This is a genomic window from Mesobacillus sp. MER 48 (genome assembly GCF_023714225.1).
In the GTDB taxonomy this organism is placed as follows: Bacteria; Bacillota; Bacilli; order Bacillales; family Cytobacillaceae; genus Mesobacillus; species Mesobacillus oceanisediminis_A.
Genome location: NZ_JAMAUR010000003.1, coordinates 385,526 through 403,588 on the forward strand (window position 1 = coordinate 385,526; position 18,063 = coordinate 403,588).

The 18,063-nt window shown below is 40.9% G+C and carries 15 protein-coding genes; 1 reads left to right on the top strand and 14 read right to left on the bottom strand.

Annotation, left to right across the window (positions count from 1 at the left end):
• Positions 1–2 precede the first annotated feature (2 nt).
• The 13 genes from M3593_RS13240 to M3593_RS13300 form a co-directional block, all read right to left on the bottom strand.
• Complete coding sequence (locus M3593_RS13240; protein WP_251542755.1) at positions 3–2,081, bottom strand: amylo-alpha-1,6-glucosidase; 2,079 nt, start codon at positions 2,079–2,081, stop codon at positions 3–5.
• A gap of 41 nt (positions 2,082–2,122) precedes the next feature.
• Positions 2,123–2,947: a carbohydrate ABC transporter permease gene (locus M3593_RS13245; protein ID WP_251542753.1), complete on the bottom strand. Its 825-nt coding sequence runs from the start codon at positions 2,945–2,947 to the stop codon at positions 2,123–2,125.
• 5 nt (positions 2,948–2,952) lie between these two features.
• Complete coding sequence (locus M3593_RS13250; protein WP_251542750.1) at positions 2,953–3,906, bottom strand: carbohydrate ABC transporter permease; 954 nt, start codon at positions 3,904–3,906, stop codon at positions 2,953–2,955.
• A 143-nt stretch (positions 3,907–4,049) separates the two neighbouring features.
• The gene (locus tag M3593_RS13255) at positions 4,050–5,276 is read right to left on the bottom strand and encodes an ABC transporter substrate-binding protein (protein WP_251542748.1); all 1,227 of its coding nucleotides are present in this window, start codon (positions 5,274–5,276) and stop codon (positions 4,050–4,052) included.
• A 191-nt stretch (positions 5,277–5,467) separates the two neighbouring features.
• Positions 5,468–6,991 (bottom strand): response regulator, encoded by a 1,524-nt coding sequence (locus M3593_RS13260; protein ID WP_251542745.1) that lies wholly within the window; start codon positions 6,989–6,991, stop codon positions 5,468–5,470.
• A gap of 12 nt (positions 6,992–7,003) precedes the next feature.
• Positions 7,004–8,773: a cache domain-containing sensor histidine kinase gene (locus M3593_RS13265; RefSeq protein ID WP_251542743.1), complete on the bottom strand. Its 1,770-nt coding sequence runs from the start codon at positions 8,771–8,773 to the stop codon at positions 7,004–7,006.
• 583 nt (positions 8,774–9,356) lie between these two features.
• Positions 9,357–10,310 carry a transketolase family protein gene (locus M3593_RS13270; RefSeq protein ID WP_251542741.1) on the bottom strand — a complete coding sequence of 318 codons (954 nt, stop codon included), beginning with the start codon at positions 10,308–10,310 and terminating at the stop codon, positions 9,357–9,359.
• On the bottom strand, positions 10,307–11,155 hold the full coding sequence (locus M3593_RS13275; RefSeq protein WP_251542739.1) for a transketolase: 849 nt from the start codon (positions 11,153–11,155) through the stop codon (positions 10,307–10,309). Before M3593_RS13275 ends, M3593_RS13270 begins: the two co-directional genes overlap by 4 nt.
• An 11-nt stretch (positions 11,156–11,166) precedes the next feature.
• Complete coding sequence (locus M3593_RS13280; RefSeq protein WP_251542737.1) at positions 11,167–12,540, bottom strand: PTS ascorbate transporter subunit IIC; 1,374 nt, start codon at positions 12,538–12,540, stop codon at positions 11,167–11,169.
• A gap of 33 nt (positions 12,541–12,573) precedes the next feature.
• Positions 12,574–12,855 (bottom strand): PTS sugar transporter subunit IIB, encoded by a 282-nt coding sequence (locus M3593_RS13285; RefSeq protein WP_251542736.1) that lies wholly within the window; start codon positions 12,853–12,855, stop codon positions 12,574–12,576.
• Between the two features lie 26 nt (positions 12,856–12,881).
• Positions 12,882–14,933 (bottom strand): BglG family transcription antiterminator, encoded by a 2,052-nt coding sequence (locus tag M3593_RS13290; RefSeq protein ID WP_251542734.1) that lies wholly within the window; start codon positions 14,931–14,933, stop codon positions 12,882–12,884.
• 468 nt (positions 14,934–15,401) lie between these two features.
• Positions 15,402–15,953, bottom strand: a complete 552-nt coding sequence (locus M3593_RS13295) for a DUF6241 domain-containing protein (RefSeq protein WP_251542733.1) — start codon at positions 15,951–15,953, stop codon at positions 15,402–15,404.
• 172 nt (positions 15,954–16,125) lie between these two features.
• Entirely contained in the window at positions 16,126–16,605 is a 480-nt protein-coding gene (locus M3593_RS13300) for a DUF5381 family protein (RefSeq protein ID WP_251542731.1), read from the bottom strand.
• A gap of 191 nt (positions 16,606–16,796) precedes the next feature.
• Here M3593_RS13300 and M3593_RS13305 point away from each other — a divergent pair, with 191 nt between their 5' ends.
• Positions 16,797–17,366 carry a glycerol-3-phosphate responsive antiterminator gene (locus M3593_RS13305; RefSeq protein WP_214706049.1) on the top strand — a complete coding sequence of 190 codons (570 nt, stop codon included), beginning with the start codon at positions 16,797–16,799 and terminating at the stop codon, positions 17,364–17,366.
• 43 nt (positions 17,367–17,409) lie between these two features.
• Here M3593_RS13305 and M3593_RS13310 read toward each other — a convergent pair whose 3' ends face one another.
• The gene (locus M3593_RS13310) at positions 17,410–17,940 is read right to left on the bottom strand and encodes an MgtC/SapB family protein (protein ID WP_251542729.1); all 531 of its coding nucleotides are present in this window, start codon (positions 17,938–17,940) and stop codon (positions 17,410–17,412) included.
• Positions 17,941–18,063: the final 123 nt, after the last annotated feature.

Sequence of the window (18,063 nt, forward strand, 5' to 3'; positions counted from 1 at the left end):
TTCTAGTTTGCCTTCACTACAAGCTTATAGCCAGTTGTATTTTCAACAACTGCAACATCAATTTCTTCAGTTTCTGCGTTTCTCTCCAACTGAAGCGATAATACACCTTCACCTATTGACAGCCTGTCCACTGTCAAAGTGTTCATGCCATCAATAAAGAAAGGATTCAGATGTACTTCTTTGGTAACCGCATTCGGATGGATTCCGAGGATGGATTGCACAAAAGCGAACGAAGTCGCTGCAGACCAGGCCTGCGGTGAGCATGTTGTTGGATATGGAACCGGATAACCTACCTCTTCTCCATGTCCGCAGAATAATTCAGGCAGCCGCTGGTATTCAAAATGCTTGGAAGCCTGTATTAGCCCAGAAATCACTTTGCCGGCCTGCTGCTTGTATCTTAGTTTGCTGAGGCCAAGAAGAATCATTCCATTGTCATGCGGCCAGACACTTCCATTATGGTAGCTCATCGGATAATATCCGGCTGCTTCCACGCTCATCGTCCGAATTCCGTATCCGTTGAACATATCATCCTGAATCAGCCTGTCAGCCACCTTTTCAGCACGATCTGTTTCAGGCAGCATCGAAAATAATAGGTGTCCAGGGTTTGAAGTCACTGACTTAACCTTTTCACTGTCTTTATCCAAAGCAATCGCATAAAATTGTTCATCTTCCATCCAGAAAGACTGTTCAAAGCTATCTTTTAATCTCTTAGCTTCTTCTTCCAACTTGCCCGCCAATTCTGTTTCTCCTAAAAGCTGTAAAATTGGTGCGAGGGTATTTTTAGCCTGGTATATATAGCCCTGTACCTCGGAAAGGGCGATTGGCGAATTTGCATATTCCCCATTTTCATGGACGAGCGAGTTGCTGGAATCCTTCCATCCTTGATTTGGGAATCCTTTTTCAGCCTCTTGATGGTAGGACATGAATCCTGTCTTATCCTCAGCAAATTCATCGATCCATTCTAACGCTCTCTGAATGTTAGGAAACAATTCTTTCACAAGTCCCAGATTCCCGGTCCAATTGTAATACTCACCAATCACCACAAGGAATAAAGGAGTAGCATCAATCGTTCCATAATAAGGGCTGAATGGAGATTGTCCTGTTGTCACAAGCTCACCGAAGCGGATTTCATGCATGATTTTCCCTGGTTGTTCATCACGCCATTTATCAACTTTTGTTCCCTGGTAATGTGCTAATGTCCTAAGCGTACCTTTTACTTTGTATGGATTTAAAGGAAGCATGAATAAGGCAGTAATCAGGCTATCCCTGCCAAATGGCACAGCAAACCATGGAAGTCCAGCGACCGGCACATCCCCGTAACCTACATCAGTCATCAGCATCCTCACATCTTGAACACCGCGGTCATACAAACTATTAAAAAGCGGCAGATCCGATTTTATCGCCGTTGTTTCGCTCTTCCACTGCTGATAAGAATCTTCGAGCAGCTTAAAAGCCTCTTCATAATATAGTGCCTTTCCGCCTTCTCCACCGATTAGCGGGACAACCGTCACCAGAATTTCCTGCCTTTCCTTCGGCTTCAGCTCAAGCGAGAAGGATACAGCGCCATGCTCATCAATCTTCTGTGCAGGACAATCCCATTTGATCAAAGTTTCTCTTAAAATATCATCTGCTCCCTGATAACGAATAGTGTATTCGTTATCGGCAACTTTAGGGGCCAGCTTTTTGCCTACATTGCCTTCACGATACTGGCGGACAATGAACATATCCTGGAAATCTGCATCAAATGATATAGAAAGTTCTGTGCTTCTTGTTTGTAAAAAATAGTTGGTTAAAATGATTTTTTCATAGAGAACACCATCAAAGATAAATCTTTCCCTTTTTAATTCAACAGCACCTGTGTCCTTTACATTTTTCATCAAATGAATGCTGGCAAGATAGCTTTTGTTTGATTCTGATGATAATAGTTCTGGTCTCTCTCCGTCCACAAGCACTTCAAGTCCGCTTAAGAACCGGGTATCCTTCGTATATAAGCCATACCCCTTGTCCAGGTTTGAAGTGATATCTCCGTTCTTCTCCGTCAGGAAAAACAAATCCCCTTCTTTAATGACACTGTAATCCATAATCCGCACATCCTTTAGAAGTAAAATAAATCTTTGCTATATTAGCCTTTAAGCCCGGAATTCGAAATACCTTCCATATACTGTTTCTGGAAGACAAAGAAGAATGCCAGAATCGGCAAGGTTGTCAATACAACACCCGCCATGACCAAAGGCGTATTCTCGAAGAACATATCTTTGACACTGTTCAACCCGACAACAAGTACATATTTTTCAGGTGTATTGGCCAGAGTGCTTGGAATCAAGTAACTGTTCCATGTTCCAGCGAATGTCAAGATCGCAACAGTAATCAGGACCGGTTTTGACAATGGGTAGACAATCCTCCAGAACGCTCCCATCTTGGTCAGTCCGTCCATACGCGCAGCTTCAATCAATTCATTTGGCACACCGATGAAAAACTGACGAAGCATGAAAATATAGATAGCTTGATAGAGGAATGGAATAGTCAGGGCTGCAAAAGAATTCAGCCATCCCAACTTAGCCATATTCACATATACCGGAATCAGGATCATATGATACGGGATCATCATCGTAATGACGACAATCCAGAAGATTAATTTCTTGCCGAAAAAGTCAAGCTTGGCCAATGCATAGGCCGCCATCGGGTTGATGATAAGGTTGCCGATCAAAATGATTCCTGTCATGACGACCGTATTAAAAAGCCATTTGCTTACACTGTAGGCATCACTCGTGAAGAATGTTTTATAGTTATCAAAGGTCCAGTTTTCCAATCCAGTGAATGTATTAACATATTTAATTGGAATAAAGGAAGTGTACAGAGTATATAAAAATGGCGCTGAAAAAACCAAAGCAAGCAACACAATCGCAGTATAGATGCCTATCTTCGATACTTTATTTCTAAAAATCATTTTTATCACTCCTTATCGTCCAATAGTTTTTTCTGCAATACTGTAATCAGCATGATAATAAAGAAGAAGATGACAACAGCCGCACTTCCGTATCCCAGATTCATATAGCGAATCCCATGCTGATAGAAATAAGTAATGACCGTGCTTGTCGCGCCGGCTGGAGAGCCAAGTGCGCCATATCTGGAGATTGCCGCGATCTGGTCAAAAATCTGGAATCCGAGGATTGTTCCGACTGATACGACAAAGAATGTTACAGGCTTCAGCATAGGGACAGTAATGAAGCGGAATTTTTGCCATGCATTTGCCCCATCGATGACACTTGCTTCATATAGTTCTTTCGAAATTTCTTGTAAAGCCGAGAGATAAACAATCATCGTGAAGCCGACCTGCTGGAAGATGAACAATAAAGTGACAAATAATAACGCATATTTTGTACTTGCAAACCATGTTACATTTTCCATGCCAAAGATCATGAAAAACTTCGTGACAAATGTATTTTCTTTAAAAAGCATCATCGCCACAGTTGTCAGTGCGATTTGTGAGGTAATATAAGGGATAAAAAAGATGGTTCGGAAAAGTCCTTTTCCTTTGATTTTTTGATTAACCAAAACCGCCATCACAAGCCCCAATACAGTCTGGACTGGCACTGCAATCAAAACGATTTTAAGGGAATTGCCCAGGGCCTGGTAGAATTGCGGATCGTGAAGGATGTTAACGTAGTTTTGCAGTCCAATGAATTTCGCCTGACTCAAATCCATGAAATTGACTTCCTGGAAGCTTCTTACGAACGATTCCATGAAAGGATAAAAGAACCACCATCCCCATAAAATCAAAAATGGAAGTGAGAATACCCATCCGACAAATTGGTCCGAATCTGCCAGTGACCTTAAAGAGAAACGAGATCTTGCTGTCTGTTTTTCGACTTTATTTCTGCCGGTGTAAGTTTCTGCCTTCAACATATGTCTTCCTCCTCTTCTATTTGTCTTCAAACGGCATTGCCTAAAAAATGAAGTGCCGGACCCCGCTCCACCTATGGTCTTTTACGGAATGGGGTCAGACACTTACGGCCAGGCCAGTTTATCTTTTTTTCTTATAGTGTTTATTATTTAATCGACTGCTGGATACTTTCCAGTATGTCTTTAGCCGACTTATCGTTTCCGCCTAAGACTTTCGCTTCAAGCTCTTCAGACAGCTTGTCAGTAAACATTTTTGTCTTTTCTGGATATTCCCAGTCTGTGCTGTAGTCAAGTGCCTTTTCGATTTCCTTGAACTCTGGATTCTCGTTGAAATACTGCTCGGACAAGGCCGTTCTTGATGGATTATGTCCAATAGCCATGAATTGCTTCTGTACTTCTTCGCTAGTCAGCTTGTAAGCAGCCTGTACAGCAGCTTCTTTATTCTTAGAATCCTTCAAAAGGACATAGGCGTCAGAGATCATGCTGCTTCCCTTTTCAGTTCCTTCAGGAATAGGCAGTACTGCATATTTCAAATCTGGATTCGCATCCTTGAGGAAAGCCTTATACCAATAGCCACCTGTAGTCATTGCTGCTTTTTCATTCGCGAATACTTCACCGTCCCACCCTAAGCCAAGTTCTTTAGGAGTGACTGCCAGTTTTTCTTCATACATTTTCAATACAAAGTCCATTGCTTTTACGTTTTCTTCAGAAGCAATATTCTCACCATAATTCCATCCGCCGCCATAGCTCTTCAGATAGTTTGTGATATGGTACGGATGAAGATTAATCCCAATCCCGCGTACTTCGTCTTTTGTCAGCTTCTTCGCTGCTTCGTATACTTCATCCCATGTCTTTGGATATTCGCCCAAGCCGGCTTCCTTCCACATATCTTCATTGATGAAGAACATTGCCGCATTCATTGTGTTCGGAATCCCATACTGCTTGTCGTCCACTTTCCATACATTGACGACATTTTCATTAAATACGCTCATATCAAGATCTTGTGATTTAATATACTCATCCACAGGAGTGAACAGCCCTTTAGAAATATACTCATAAGCACCTTCGTTAGATACTTTAATAAAGTCTGGAGCTACACCTGCAGCGATTTCTGCCGGAAGAGTATCCCAGAACTGCTCACTGCTTGGATATTGTTTAATTTCCAGCTGATAATCGTTATTTTCTTCATTAATCTTTGCAGCTGCATCTTTATAAAGCTTTAAATCCTCTGCTGCTCCCCAGAATCCCATTGTGACAGTTTGCTTTCCGCCAGCATCACCGGAACCGCTTTCATTTTTCGCATTAGAGTTGCCGCACCCCGCTACCAGCAGCATCATCAAGGCAATTGCAAATATAGCTATCTTTTTGAACATATTTAAACCCCTCTCATATGGTTATGTTGTTTTCTTGCTCTAATAATAGCGCTTTCACTCCCCTGAAAAAATTAATCAGTCAATCATTTTTTTAATAAAATTAGTCTTTTAATAAAATGTCATTTCCATTTTTTAATATTCTTAGCATTTTTTTATTAAAATCACCCTCAACAAAAAAGCAGCCTCTCTTATTACAGGCTGCTTTTACGGTATTCTTTTGGTGACATGCCGACGTATTTATTAAAAACGATGTTAAAATGGACCTGACTATTGAAGCCAACCATTTCCGCAACCTCATAGATTTTATATTGATACTCCTTGAGGAGCTGCTTTGCCTTGCTGACCCTGACTTCATTCACGTAATCAAGCAGACCCCTTCCCATTTCCTTATTGAAAAGCTTACTAATATAGTTCGGGCTGACATAGAACTCTTCCGCAAGCTGCTTTAATGAGATATCCTGCTGATAATTAGCGTTAATATAGTTGAGAATGTTTTTCGTGAGTGGACTAAAATTCACTTCAGACTTACTCTCTGCCCCGACTTTTTTCATAAGATAAGCTGACAGATGGTGGTAGCTGATGATCTTATCAACCTCTTTTTCAGCTTGAAGATATTCTGTCTCTTCATTCATCATAATGAACAGGAAGCCTTTATAAATCTTTTTTAAATCATCTTCATTTAGGCATCTGGTTTCTCTGATGAAATGATCCCATTTAGGAAGTACTTCGAGGAATTCTTTCCTCGAACCTTCGTTAATAAGTCCTTTAAGTCTAGATATGAAAGAATTTGCCTCTTCAAGGCAAGCTTCCTCCCCGGATTCAATGCCCTTCTGATATTGAAAGGCCATTTTGTCTGGTTCATAAAAAGCATGATTGAGAGCCGATTTTGCGTCTGTATATGCTTTTTTGATTTCACTGAGACTACTAATTTGTTCACTTAAGCCAATGAGTAAATCAATATTCATCAAACGTTTGATTGAATTTATGGTAAATGAAACAAGATTGTTAACCTTTTCCTGGATCTCCTGAGCGCTGTGGCTCTTGCTTTGACTGATCAGAAGGACATATTCCCCTTCGTCCACCGGAATGAACTCTGTTTCTTTTTCCTTGGATATGATTTCTTTCATAAGATTCATGAACGACGTTTTAAAAAAGGTTCGCTCATCATTTGAATACCTATTCAGGACTTGAGCTATATTTCTCACTTTCATAACTAGGACTGTAAGATTTCGTTCCTTTACCGCCAGCAAGCTGGGGTCAATATCCAAGCTTCCATGTAGAAGGTTATAAAGCGCTGCACTTTTCGTCTTTGTATCTTGATTAAATCCGGCTTTTGCACTGGCTTTTTCTTCCTTAACCTGATTAAGGGCTTCCACAATCAAAGAACCGTTCATCGTCGGCTTATGGAAATAATCCTTTGCCCCTAATTTCATTGCCCTTTTAACATGATCCAGGTCGTCAAAGCTGCTTAAAACTATTACATATGTTTCAATTTTTTTCTGCTGAAGCTCCTCCAGCACTTGTAATCCATCTTTTTTTGGCATCTTTATATCAAGAATGACAATATCGGGTTTGATATCTTCAATCATTTTTAATGCCTTTTCACCATCTTCAGCTTCACCGGCAATTTCGTATCCATTGCCTTCCCAATCATAGCTTGACTTAAGTCCGATCCTTACCAGGGGTTCGTCATCAACGATTAAAATTTTCACCATACCACCTCGATTCTATTTCATGATAGGCAACTCAATTTTCGCTATAGTTCCGTGATTCTTCTGACTTATTAAATACAATCCATATTCCTTGCCAAAATTCAACTCTATTCGTTTTTTGATGTTGCCGATTCCAATTGAATTCAGCTTTTGACTACTGGACTGACTGTCATCCATCATTTCATCAGGTATCCCGCTCCCATTATCTTCTACGATAAAAATGAGCTTATCATTTTCTTCATAAACTTTGATTTCTAGTACACCTTTTTCCTCAATCTCATCGAAGCCATGGAAAATTGCATTCTCCACCAATGGCTGAAGAAGAAATTTCAAAGTTTTATATTCAAGCACATCTTCCTCAATTTCGTATTTGACATCAAACTTATTGAAATACCTTAAATCAAGTATTTGAATATAGTCTTTGATGAAATCTGTCTCTTCCTTTACCGTTACCAAATCGCCTTCCGTTTTAGCCGTGAACTTTATAACAGAAGAGAACGAACTCAATGCATCCTCAATTCCGCTCGAGCCCTGCATTTTGGCCATCCATTTAATCACATTTATTGTATTATACATAAAGTGAGGTCGAATCTGGGATTGCATGGCAAGCATCTCATGCTTCCTTTTTTCCGACTCCTCCAGGTAAATCCTCGAAATCAAGTTCCTGATCTGCTCCAGCATCGAATCAATCGTAGTACTGATCCTGCCAATATCTCCCCCTGTCAATCCGACTCTTACATCCAGGTCACCTTCAGATACTTGCTGCATTTTCTTCTCAAGGATTGAAAGAGGTCTTGTAATGCCAGTCGCAATATAGACTGATGCCATAATTGACAGAAGGAGTCCTACTGCAATAATGATGAACATCAGCTTTAAAATCGTATTAAGGAGCTGGAACAATTCACTTTTCGGGATGACAGTAACCGCCCGCCATTCAGAAAGGTCAGAAGCCGAGGTAAGCACGAAGGCGTCCTCGTCATCAACCTTTTGCTCCTGCTGGCGATCCTTATAAACAATATCATCTTTAAAGACGGTATTCAGATGATGGCCAATGTCACTCTTGTCACTGCTGTGAATGATGACATTTTCTTTATCAAGTAAATAAAACTCAGTATCTTCAGTGAATCGAATATTGCTCCAAAACTGTTTCAGTTTCTCAATGTCAATATTAATCAGGATAATACCAATATTCTCACTTGTATAGGGATCAACGATTGCACGGCCAACTGACACGACATACTCTTTCTTATTAGTCAGCCTGTCCCGATGGACCCCAACGGTTACATGCTCTCCATTCTTGCTTAATATCTCTTTTATATATGGTTCATTAAGATAGCCCTTTTTCAAATAGGAATAATCCACATATTGGACATTGCTCCTGCCAATGATGCTTTGATCCTTCATATGATAAAGAGTAACGGAATCGATGACATCAGAATATAAGAGGATATTATTTTGGATAACAGCATTCACTCTGTCAAAATCCTTTGACCTCTCATACCCCGGATTTTCAAGCTTCGAATAATCCTTCCGCAATATCCCGAAAATTTCCTGGTCATGAATTGGGTACATCGTCAGACGAAAAATCGAATTTAACGTCGTATCGATGTTCTTTATAATCTGATCATTATTCTGGCTCGCAGCAGAAAGGGTCATATTCCTATTGGAATCTAAATATAGCCATGAAAGAATGCCGCCTACAGCTAAAAAAGGGATAATAATGAAACTTGAAAATGCCAGAATCAGTTTATATTTTAAAGTTAAATTTCGCAGCCTTTGAAACATGATTCATCCTAACCGGAAGCATGCGGACTTTTTCCTGCTTCCAATATATTATTATAAATTCAATTTTTTCTTTCTTATAAAACAATTTAACATATAAAAGCCATGCAGAAGCTTGTTTTTTTATGGAGAAGTGCCCTGTTACACTTTGTGGAGAATTTTATCTCAGAGGTTTGGTTATCCAACTAGATTATCTTAGAAGAACTTAACCACAACTATTATTATTAAAAGAATTAAGACAACAACTGAGGGTTACTCATAGATTATATGCTTATTAGATAAATGAAGGAACCCCATCAATAGAATAGATATATAGTCATTCCCAGGCACCTCATTCTGCTCTCTTATTAAATTGGCTCTGTTAAATTCGGCTGTTGATTTTCGTTCCAGGCACTTCGCTTTCTGCGGGCAGTCTGTGAGCCTCCTCGTCGCTTTAGGCCCCCGCGGGGTCTCCCGTGACCTGCTCATCCCGAGGGAGTCAACGCGCCTTCCACTACAATCAATAGTAGGTAAAACAACACTTGGGCTTTAACAGAGCCATAAAAAAAAGGGCAGATCCTATAAACATAAGACCTGCCCAAATACCTTATAAAAACGCCTTTACTTCCTTCACGATATGGTCAGAAGTTAAATGATAATAGTCTTTAAGATAATCAGTCAACCCCACCTGCCCGAACTGTTCGCGGACACCCATCCGCTTGATTGGGACAGGATAATTTTCACCCAGTGATTCAGCTACTGCACTGCCGAGGCCTCCGATGACGTTATGGTTTTCAAGTGTAATCACTTTGCCTGTTTTCTCGGCAGCTTTCATGAGTAAGTCCACATCTATAGGTTTAATAGAATACATGTCAATAACCATTGCCTCTATACCCTGTTTCTTCAACTCACCTGCAGCCTTGAGGGCCTCTGCTACCATTATTCCCGATGCTACAAGGGCCACATCGGAACCTTCTCGGAGGACTTTCCCCTTTCCTTTTGGGAAGGTTTCTCCTTCTGGATAGAGCTTAACAGCATTCTTCCTGATTGTCCGGATGTAATGCACGCCATATTCTTCATACGACTGCTTTAACAGAGCTTTTAACATCGTACTGTCACTTACTTCGTAAACAGTTGCATTTGGGATGAGCCGCACCAGCCCAAGATCCTCGAATGCCATGTGAGTACCACCATTATGTTCTGCGGTTACCCCTGCATCTGAACCAAGGATTTTCACATTCAACCTGGCATAGCCAAGGGAAACAAACAACTGATCAAACGCCCGTCTGGTCGCGAACTGGGCAAATGTGTGAACAAAAGGAATCCTGCCTGTTAGCGAAAGTCCCGCGGCAACGCCCATCATATTAGCTTCCATGATGCCCATATTGATGAGTTGGCCAGGAATTTTCGATTTTATCTTATTTGTGGAAATTGCACTCATCAAGTCTGCTTCGAGAGCAATTACCTTAGGATCTTTGGTTGCCAGCTCCAATAGGGTATCTGCATATACCTGCCGCATTTCCTTCTGATCTTTTTCAAGGACTAATTCCTGCTGAATCATTTTACCGCCTCCTTTGGGGAGCGTTTTTCCAGCATGGAAATCGCTTCTTCAATCGCAGTCTGATCCTCTTTGCTTGGACGAATATGGTGATTATCTGCCTTCTCCTCAAGATACGGTACTCCCTGACCTTTTACCGTATCAAGAATAATTGCGACCGGTTTCTCACTTTGTTTCTTCCCTGTTAAAATCGCCTGGCGAATCTCTCCCAGATTTGATCCATCAACACGAACAGATTCAAAACCGAACGCACGAAACTTCTCAACAAAATCAAATGGATCACAAATATCAACGGTCAGCCCATCCAGCTGCTTTTTATTATCATCGACGAGAACGAAAAAGTTCGATAATTGATGATGTGCGGCGAACTGGATTGCTTCCCAGCACTGCCCCTCATTCAACTCCCCATCACCTACAATGGTGTAGGTATAAGAATCCCGCCCTGCTAGTTTATGAGACAACGCAACCCCTGCAGCGACTGAAATCCCTTGACCAAGGGAACCTGTTGTCATTTCCACACCCGGAGTGAGATTGCGGTCCGGGTGGGAAGGAAGATTGGTGCCATTCTGATTTAACGTATATAACCATTCATAATCGATAAATCCTTTAACAGCCAGGGTGGCATAAAGTGCGGGACCCCCATGTCCTTTCGACAGGATGAAATAGTCTCGGTCTGGATCATCTTTCTTACTCGGGTCTATATTCATGACATCTCCGTACAGGACAGCCAGAGCTTCCACAATCGAAAGACTGCCTCCGTAATGTCCAAATCCTAAATGGTCCAGTTCTTTTAATGTCCATAGCCTTATTTCGTCTCTTAATTGTTCGAGTTCTTCTAGTCGATCCATTTCACCGCTCCTTATGCAGATACTTTGGTTTGATCTACGGATTTATTTTTGCGCATGACATTCCATGCTACTGCTACAACTAGCGAGACAAGGACCGTTACGATTACTCCTGTAGAACCGAAGGAATTTGCAACTTTTCCTAACAAGATTCCTGCTGCACCGAAGTCCGCGTCAGAGAATGTAGTGTTGGCGAAGCCTAGGTCACCTAATACCGGCATCAAGAATACAGGCAGGAAGGTAATCAACAGGCCGTTGAAGAATGAACCAATTGTTGCTCCCCTGATACCTCCGGTTGCATTTCCGAAGACACCTGCAGTAGCTCCTGTGAAAAAGTGAGGAACTACTCCCGGTAAGATAATGATTCCCCCGACCATGCCCAGGAATGCCATACCAACAAGTCCGCCGAGGAAGCTGCAGAAGAATCCGATCAGTACTGCGTTTGGTGCATATGGGAATACAATCGGGCAGTCAAGCGCCGGCTTTGCGTTTGGAACAAGTTTAGTAGAAATCCCTTTGAATGCTGGAACAATTTCAGCCAAAACAAGACGGACACCGGCCAAGATGACAAATACGCCTGCTGCAAAAGTCACAGCCTGAATGACTGAGTATACAAGATAATGTGTTCCGCCGCTCAATTCAGACTCGATATAAGCTGGCCCCGTGAACAAAGCAACAATTATATATAAGACTGTCATTGTAAGAGCAATGCTTACGGAACTATCACGAAGGAAAGCCAATCCCTTAGGGAAATTGATTTCTTCTGTCGATTTAGACTTCTTGCCAACAAGCTTTCCGATATATCCAGATAGAATATAGCCAAGAGTGCTGAAGTGGCCAAAACCTACCTGGTCAGTGCCAGTTATTTTCTTCATGAATGGCTGGGCAAGCGCCGGGAAGAACCCCATGATCAAACCTAAGGCAAGCGATCCAATAATAACCAGCATTGCCCCTTCCATTCCTGCCACTGTAAGGATAACTGCAATCATACACGCCATGTAAAGCGTATGGTGACCTGTAAGGAAGATGTATTTTAAGCTTGTAAAGCGCGCAATCAAGATGTTAGCCAGCATACCGAAAAACATGATAAGTGCAGTATTCGAACCAAATTCAGACAATGCCATCGCAACAATCGCTTCGTTATTAGGCACTACGCCGTTTACGTTAAAAGCTTCCTCGAACATTTTGCCAAACGGCTCCAGGGAACCAACAAGGATTCCCGCACCGGCGGAGATGACGATGAAACCTAAAAATGATTTAGTGGTGCCTTTAATAACTTCACTGGCGGGTTTCTTTTGAATCATTAGACCAATAAGTGAAATTAAAGCTACTAGTACTGCAGGCTGGCTTAAAATATCCATAAACAGTCTTAAAGTTTCTTTTAACATACAACCTTACCCCCTATAATTGGTTTTTCCGCCTTACAGCTTTCCCATTTCAGACAGCTTCTGCTGAAGCTTTTCTTTAAGCTCATTTTTATCTATGATACTGTTAAGGACGATCATGTCTTTTAAACCAAAAGCACCGTCTGCAATATCCCTTGCCATAACGAATAAATCGGCTGCATCCGGTGTAACAGAGCTCAAGTCAGAGTGTTCCACCGTTATGCCGCTAACACCCATTTCTCCGAGCACATCCTGGATATTCATTTCTAGCATGAAACTGCTTCCTAAGCCTGAACCACATACTGCAAGAATCTTCATTTTCTTAACCTCCTACATAGATTGATTTATCGGACAGAATACTCAGATACTAAATCAATGATATCCTGCTTTGTTTTAGCAGCCTTTAAATCGTTAAGTTTAGCAGGGTCACTCAACAACTTGGTTAACTGTGCCAGTGCCTTCAGGTGTGTCTGGTTGTCGATTGCTGCCAAGCAAATAAAGATTTTCACACTGTTTTTTTCTTCATTTAACAAGTGTGTCGGCTCTGATAATTTTAAAAGGCTCATCCCCACCTTATTAACACCATTCTCAGGACGCGAATGCGGGATGGCTATCTCCTCCCCAACAATCACATACGGTCCTAAATCTTCGATGTTGTGAATCATTGAGTCTATATACTTGCTTGTAATTGAACCATTCAATAATAAAGGCTCGGCAACCTTAGCAATTGCTTCTTTCCAGTTATCGTATCTTTCTTCAAATTGGATGGTCTCAATTGTCAACAGATCGTTTAACACAGGCTGCTTCCTCCCAATGGTAGTCTCATTGCTACGATATATTGTGTTTTGCAGTGCTTCCCTTAATAATTCTGGATGCTTGATATCCGCATACTGGCGAATCACTCTCATTAACTCATCCGTGGTTGGGAACCTGACTGACTGCTGGTCGATCGTTTGTTTTACCGTTTGAACCAGCTCTTTTTTCTCCGCTTCATTTATGACCGGTTTCAAGATAAAGAGCGGCTTTTCTGTTTCCAAAAATACTGTAGAAAAAACCAGGTCATAGGCTTCAGCTTCCATCTTTTTAAAGTCGTAGGTTGAAAGAGAGGAAGCCCAGTGGAATTGAGGGAAAAGTGACTTCAATTGAGTTTCAAGCATTAGACTGGAACTTACCCCATTTGGACAAACGATTACGGCCCTATTCTCAACCTGCCTTCTTTCACTGCTCTGCTCAAGCAGCCCGCCGAAATGCAAGGTCAAAAACCCAATCTCATCTTCAGGGATTTTCAAATTCAGGACTTCCTCAATTGGCTTCATCACTTCTTTTACTACAGTAAAAAGATAATCATGCTCTTTTTTGATTTCAGAAAGCAGGGGATTTGTAATCGGGATTTTAAACAACATTCGGTAATACGCAGGCTTCAAATGATGGTACAATGTTTGAATAGCTTTTTCCTTGTTTGCAAGTTTAATAGATGCATACCGTTCAAAACCATTTAAGATCTGCTCTGTTATGTTCAACAGTGCGTCGTTCGAGGAGGGGGAAATCTGACCCTGGCATATCCCCAGCAGCTGGATCGCTAAAAATGCCAGTTCTTCTTTTTCAGGCAATTGGCCTAATTCCCGTTGGACATGTTCGGCAACCTTAAAGATTTCCTGGTTCTCCAGAAAACTAATCGTATCCGTAAAAATCCGGACCCATTTGTTCTGCCTCTGCCGTACATGAATCATTTGAAGCAGATAAATAAAATCAAACAACCTCTCTTCAATGAAGGTTAGCGAGAATTGCTTTTCCAGGTTCAATAACACCCGTTGATAATCTTCAAATTGGTCATTAAGTTGATGCTCATGAAAAATGGACCTGAACTTACCTCGGGCATTAGGACTGATTGATAAAAGCGAAATAGCCTTCAGCATTAAATGCCTTTTATCCTCTTCTGCTCCCTTTAAATGATAGCCATTCTCCCTCGTATAAGAGATTTTGACCCGGAAATCCTGGCAAAATTGATTCACCCTCTTCATGTCAGCACTTACAGTATTCTTGCTAATTCCAAGAAAGTTCTGATAGTGGAAGCTTGAAAGAGGTTCTTGTCTAATAAATGTGTATAAAAGAATAATAATGACACGCTCTTCAGGATCAGTAGCAGGCAAATCGATTTCCATCGCACTAGTCCCATGCTTTTTCCAAAATGTAATCGTCTCTTTAGGTACAATGATCCTGTCATGCACAACTTCAATCGCAGGTAGCCCCTTTTGTATCAGGAAATAATTAATTTTCTTTAAATCATAATGAAACTGCCTGCTTGAAAAGTGGATGTTTTCCAGAAAAAAATTCAATTGCGCTGGCTGCAATGACATTAACTGATAAAATGTATTTAGACTCCTGCTCTCCAACATGCTGTCTTTCCCCCTTAATCGAAGTGTATAAGAAAACGCTTACAATTAACACAATATTCAGTCACAAACATTGTTAGTGAAATTATGGATGATTGGGATGATAACTATAATGGGTACGACCAAACATTTTAATTTCCAACTATCTTTAAAAATAGTATAAGTTATAGATTCTAAACAAAGTACTTATAGAAAGAAAAAAAGCCCTTCTTGAGTTATCAAGAAGGGCCCCAGTATTTGTCTATGCTAAAACTTCATTAACCTTATTCATCACTGCCTGCTGCAGGATATCTAATTTATTTTGGCTATCTTCCAGCGTTTCTGCCTTCACGCCAAAGTAAAACTTCGCTTTTGGTTCAGTTCTAGACCCTGATGAAATCCCTCTAAAATAAAGGGCTAAAGCCACTTAGATTGTTTTAATTATTTCCATTGTCTACTTGACTTTACGAGGAGCAATTTTCCCGTGCTTTTTTAGAAATTATTCTTAATGAATTCTTTTTCCTCAGCAGTGCTCATTACTCCGTATGCTCTGCCGACTGTACCGCCTTGCCATTCCCAGAAATAATTATGGTCATGGTCGACCGTTTGAAAATTTCCTTTTTTCCACTTCTCTGCAATATCGATAAGGTCTTCTTTTGAAGCAAATTGGGACTTCTTCAAGAATTCTAAAACCTGTGAAACCGTGTCCTCTGACATCGGAATGGCTCCCCATTTATCTTCAGCTTTCACTTTTTGATGAGTCATCTTATGCATGATTTCGATCATCTCACCTTCTGTCGTGCTATCCGTCAAGTTCAGTTCGAAGATTTGTCCACCGATGTTTTTGGTTTGCTCTTCATATTCTTCTTTCTCTGTTTCATAAGGTGAATCTCCATTTTCTTCAGGTGCTGCCACTGAACGAGATTCATTTGCAGAGCTTTTCTCCTCGTAATGCTCAACGTTTCCTAAAATTTTGTATGTCCCGTACCCGAATGCCATAACCAAGCCAATGACAACCAACACAAATGTCAGTACTTTTTTCAATATGATCTCCCCCCATTACACGATGATGGTCTTCAGCAAGGATATTAATAGAAGGCTATTAAAGCTAACGCCAACTCCATATATTTAATAGTTTAACATATTTAGGAATATTTTCAGGACCCATGAAGCGAGTATCCATTCACATGATATACGGACAAGCTGTTTTGTATCTTTACCGTTTGGTCCGATCACTCACTATTCCTTTTAATATTTTGTGAACAACATGAAAATCCTTCTTTGAAATCACATAGTATGTAGGTATATAAATAGATTCGCTTCCTTGCATCTTCAGGACGAAAGCAGGAGTTTTTATCCCTAAGTATTCGGTTACTATATCATTTTCTATTTCAATTTTTTTAATGGTATCCAGTTTAATTGTTTTGTCCTTGACTGTGATATTTTCCTGATCATATCGAAACATTTGTTTATTTTTAAGTAGAAGGATTATGAGCATTATTCCCATTCTTCCAAAAAAGCCAATCCCAAGAATGCCTGCACTCACAGAGATGACCTTCCTTAGAGCAGGAGCCTCCAGATAAATACTCGCTAAAATCAGAGCCACACCAGTAAGGATGAAAAGTGCACAAATCAACAAACGTCCAATAATCGTGCTGGTCCTATAGTTTACTATCATCATATATTCACCTATCATTAAATATTTTCACATTAACACTTTCCAATAATTGTAACATAATGTTTTAAGCTGCATTAGTAACATATTTCCGAAAAGCGCCTTTTATGAGAACAGGAATGATGTTGCTTTTTTCATCTCATTAATGGGACAGGAGAACCGTCCCTTGCTATAATGAAGATAGAATATTCAGACGTTTAGGGGTTGAGTAGATGAAACCGAATATTAATGATATTGTCCAATCGCAGGTGATTGCTTCAATCAAGGAAGAAGCTGACCTGGAGAAGGCCGCTCGGTCAAACGCCAACATTGTTTTCATCCTTACTGGCAATTTGATCACGATGGATGGATATTTGAAAAAGTTGAAGGCCGCGGGAAAAACTACATTTATACATATTGATTTTATCGACGGTTTGTCCAACACGAAGAGTGCAATCAAATATATTGCGGAAATCTGGAAACCGGCAGGTATCATCACGACAAAAAGCAACCTGATCAAATATGCAAAGGAAGAAGGCTTAATGACGATCCAGCGCCTTTTTCTGATCGACCGCAACGCTCTTGTCAAAGGGATTGAAATTGCACATAACTGCAAGCCGGATGCGATTGAAATCCTTCCAGGTCTAATGCCATCTGTGATTGACAAACTGACAAACATGACTGCGCTGCCAATCATCGCTGGCGGGCTGATCAGCAATAAGGAAGACATTCTCAACGGATTAAGCGCCGGTGCCCTGGCTATTTCCTCTGGTGATCCGAAACTCTGGAATCTTGATTTGTAACCTGAAAAAGAGCTCAACCCAGAGGAGTTGAGCTCGTCCCAATTCATGCTCCAAACTCTTCTTGTTTTTTGGCTGTCTTTCTTTTTTTCCTGAACCATGGAAAACGCACCCTGATCTCCCGTTCTTCAAAGAAGTTTCCTATCTTCGTAATGATGAATGTTACCAATGTCGCGAAGATGACAATTCCATAAAAACCTGCCCCTATCCCAATACCGATTCCACCAACATAAAAAATCATTGCTGCTGAAGTCAGGCCTTTTACCCGCAAACCATCTTTCAAGATAACCCCAGCTCCGAGGAAACCCAGTCCTGAAACAATCTGCGCTGCCAGACGCATCGGATCCATCACTTTGCCGCTATCATGCTGACTGAAAATCTCTGCACTCTCTATTGAGACGATGGTTATCAATGTACATGCCACAGACACATACGTATACGTTTTTAATCCCGCCGGCTTATTTTTCGATGTCCGATCCCATCCGATTAAAAACCCCAAAACTGCACTAACCAAAATCCGGAAATAGGTTTCATGCTGCCAGAAGAACCCAGACACATATTCAATGTAAACACCCATCTAACCAACTCCCTTCACGATAAAAAGAGACCACTCCATGAACGAATGCTTAATCTCCTCGCAAAAAGTGAGGGATAAGTGTTCGCTTCATAGGTGATCTCTTCTACTCTTCCTATAAGCCGG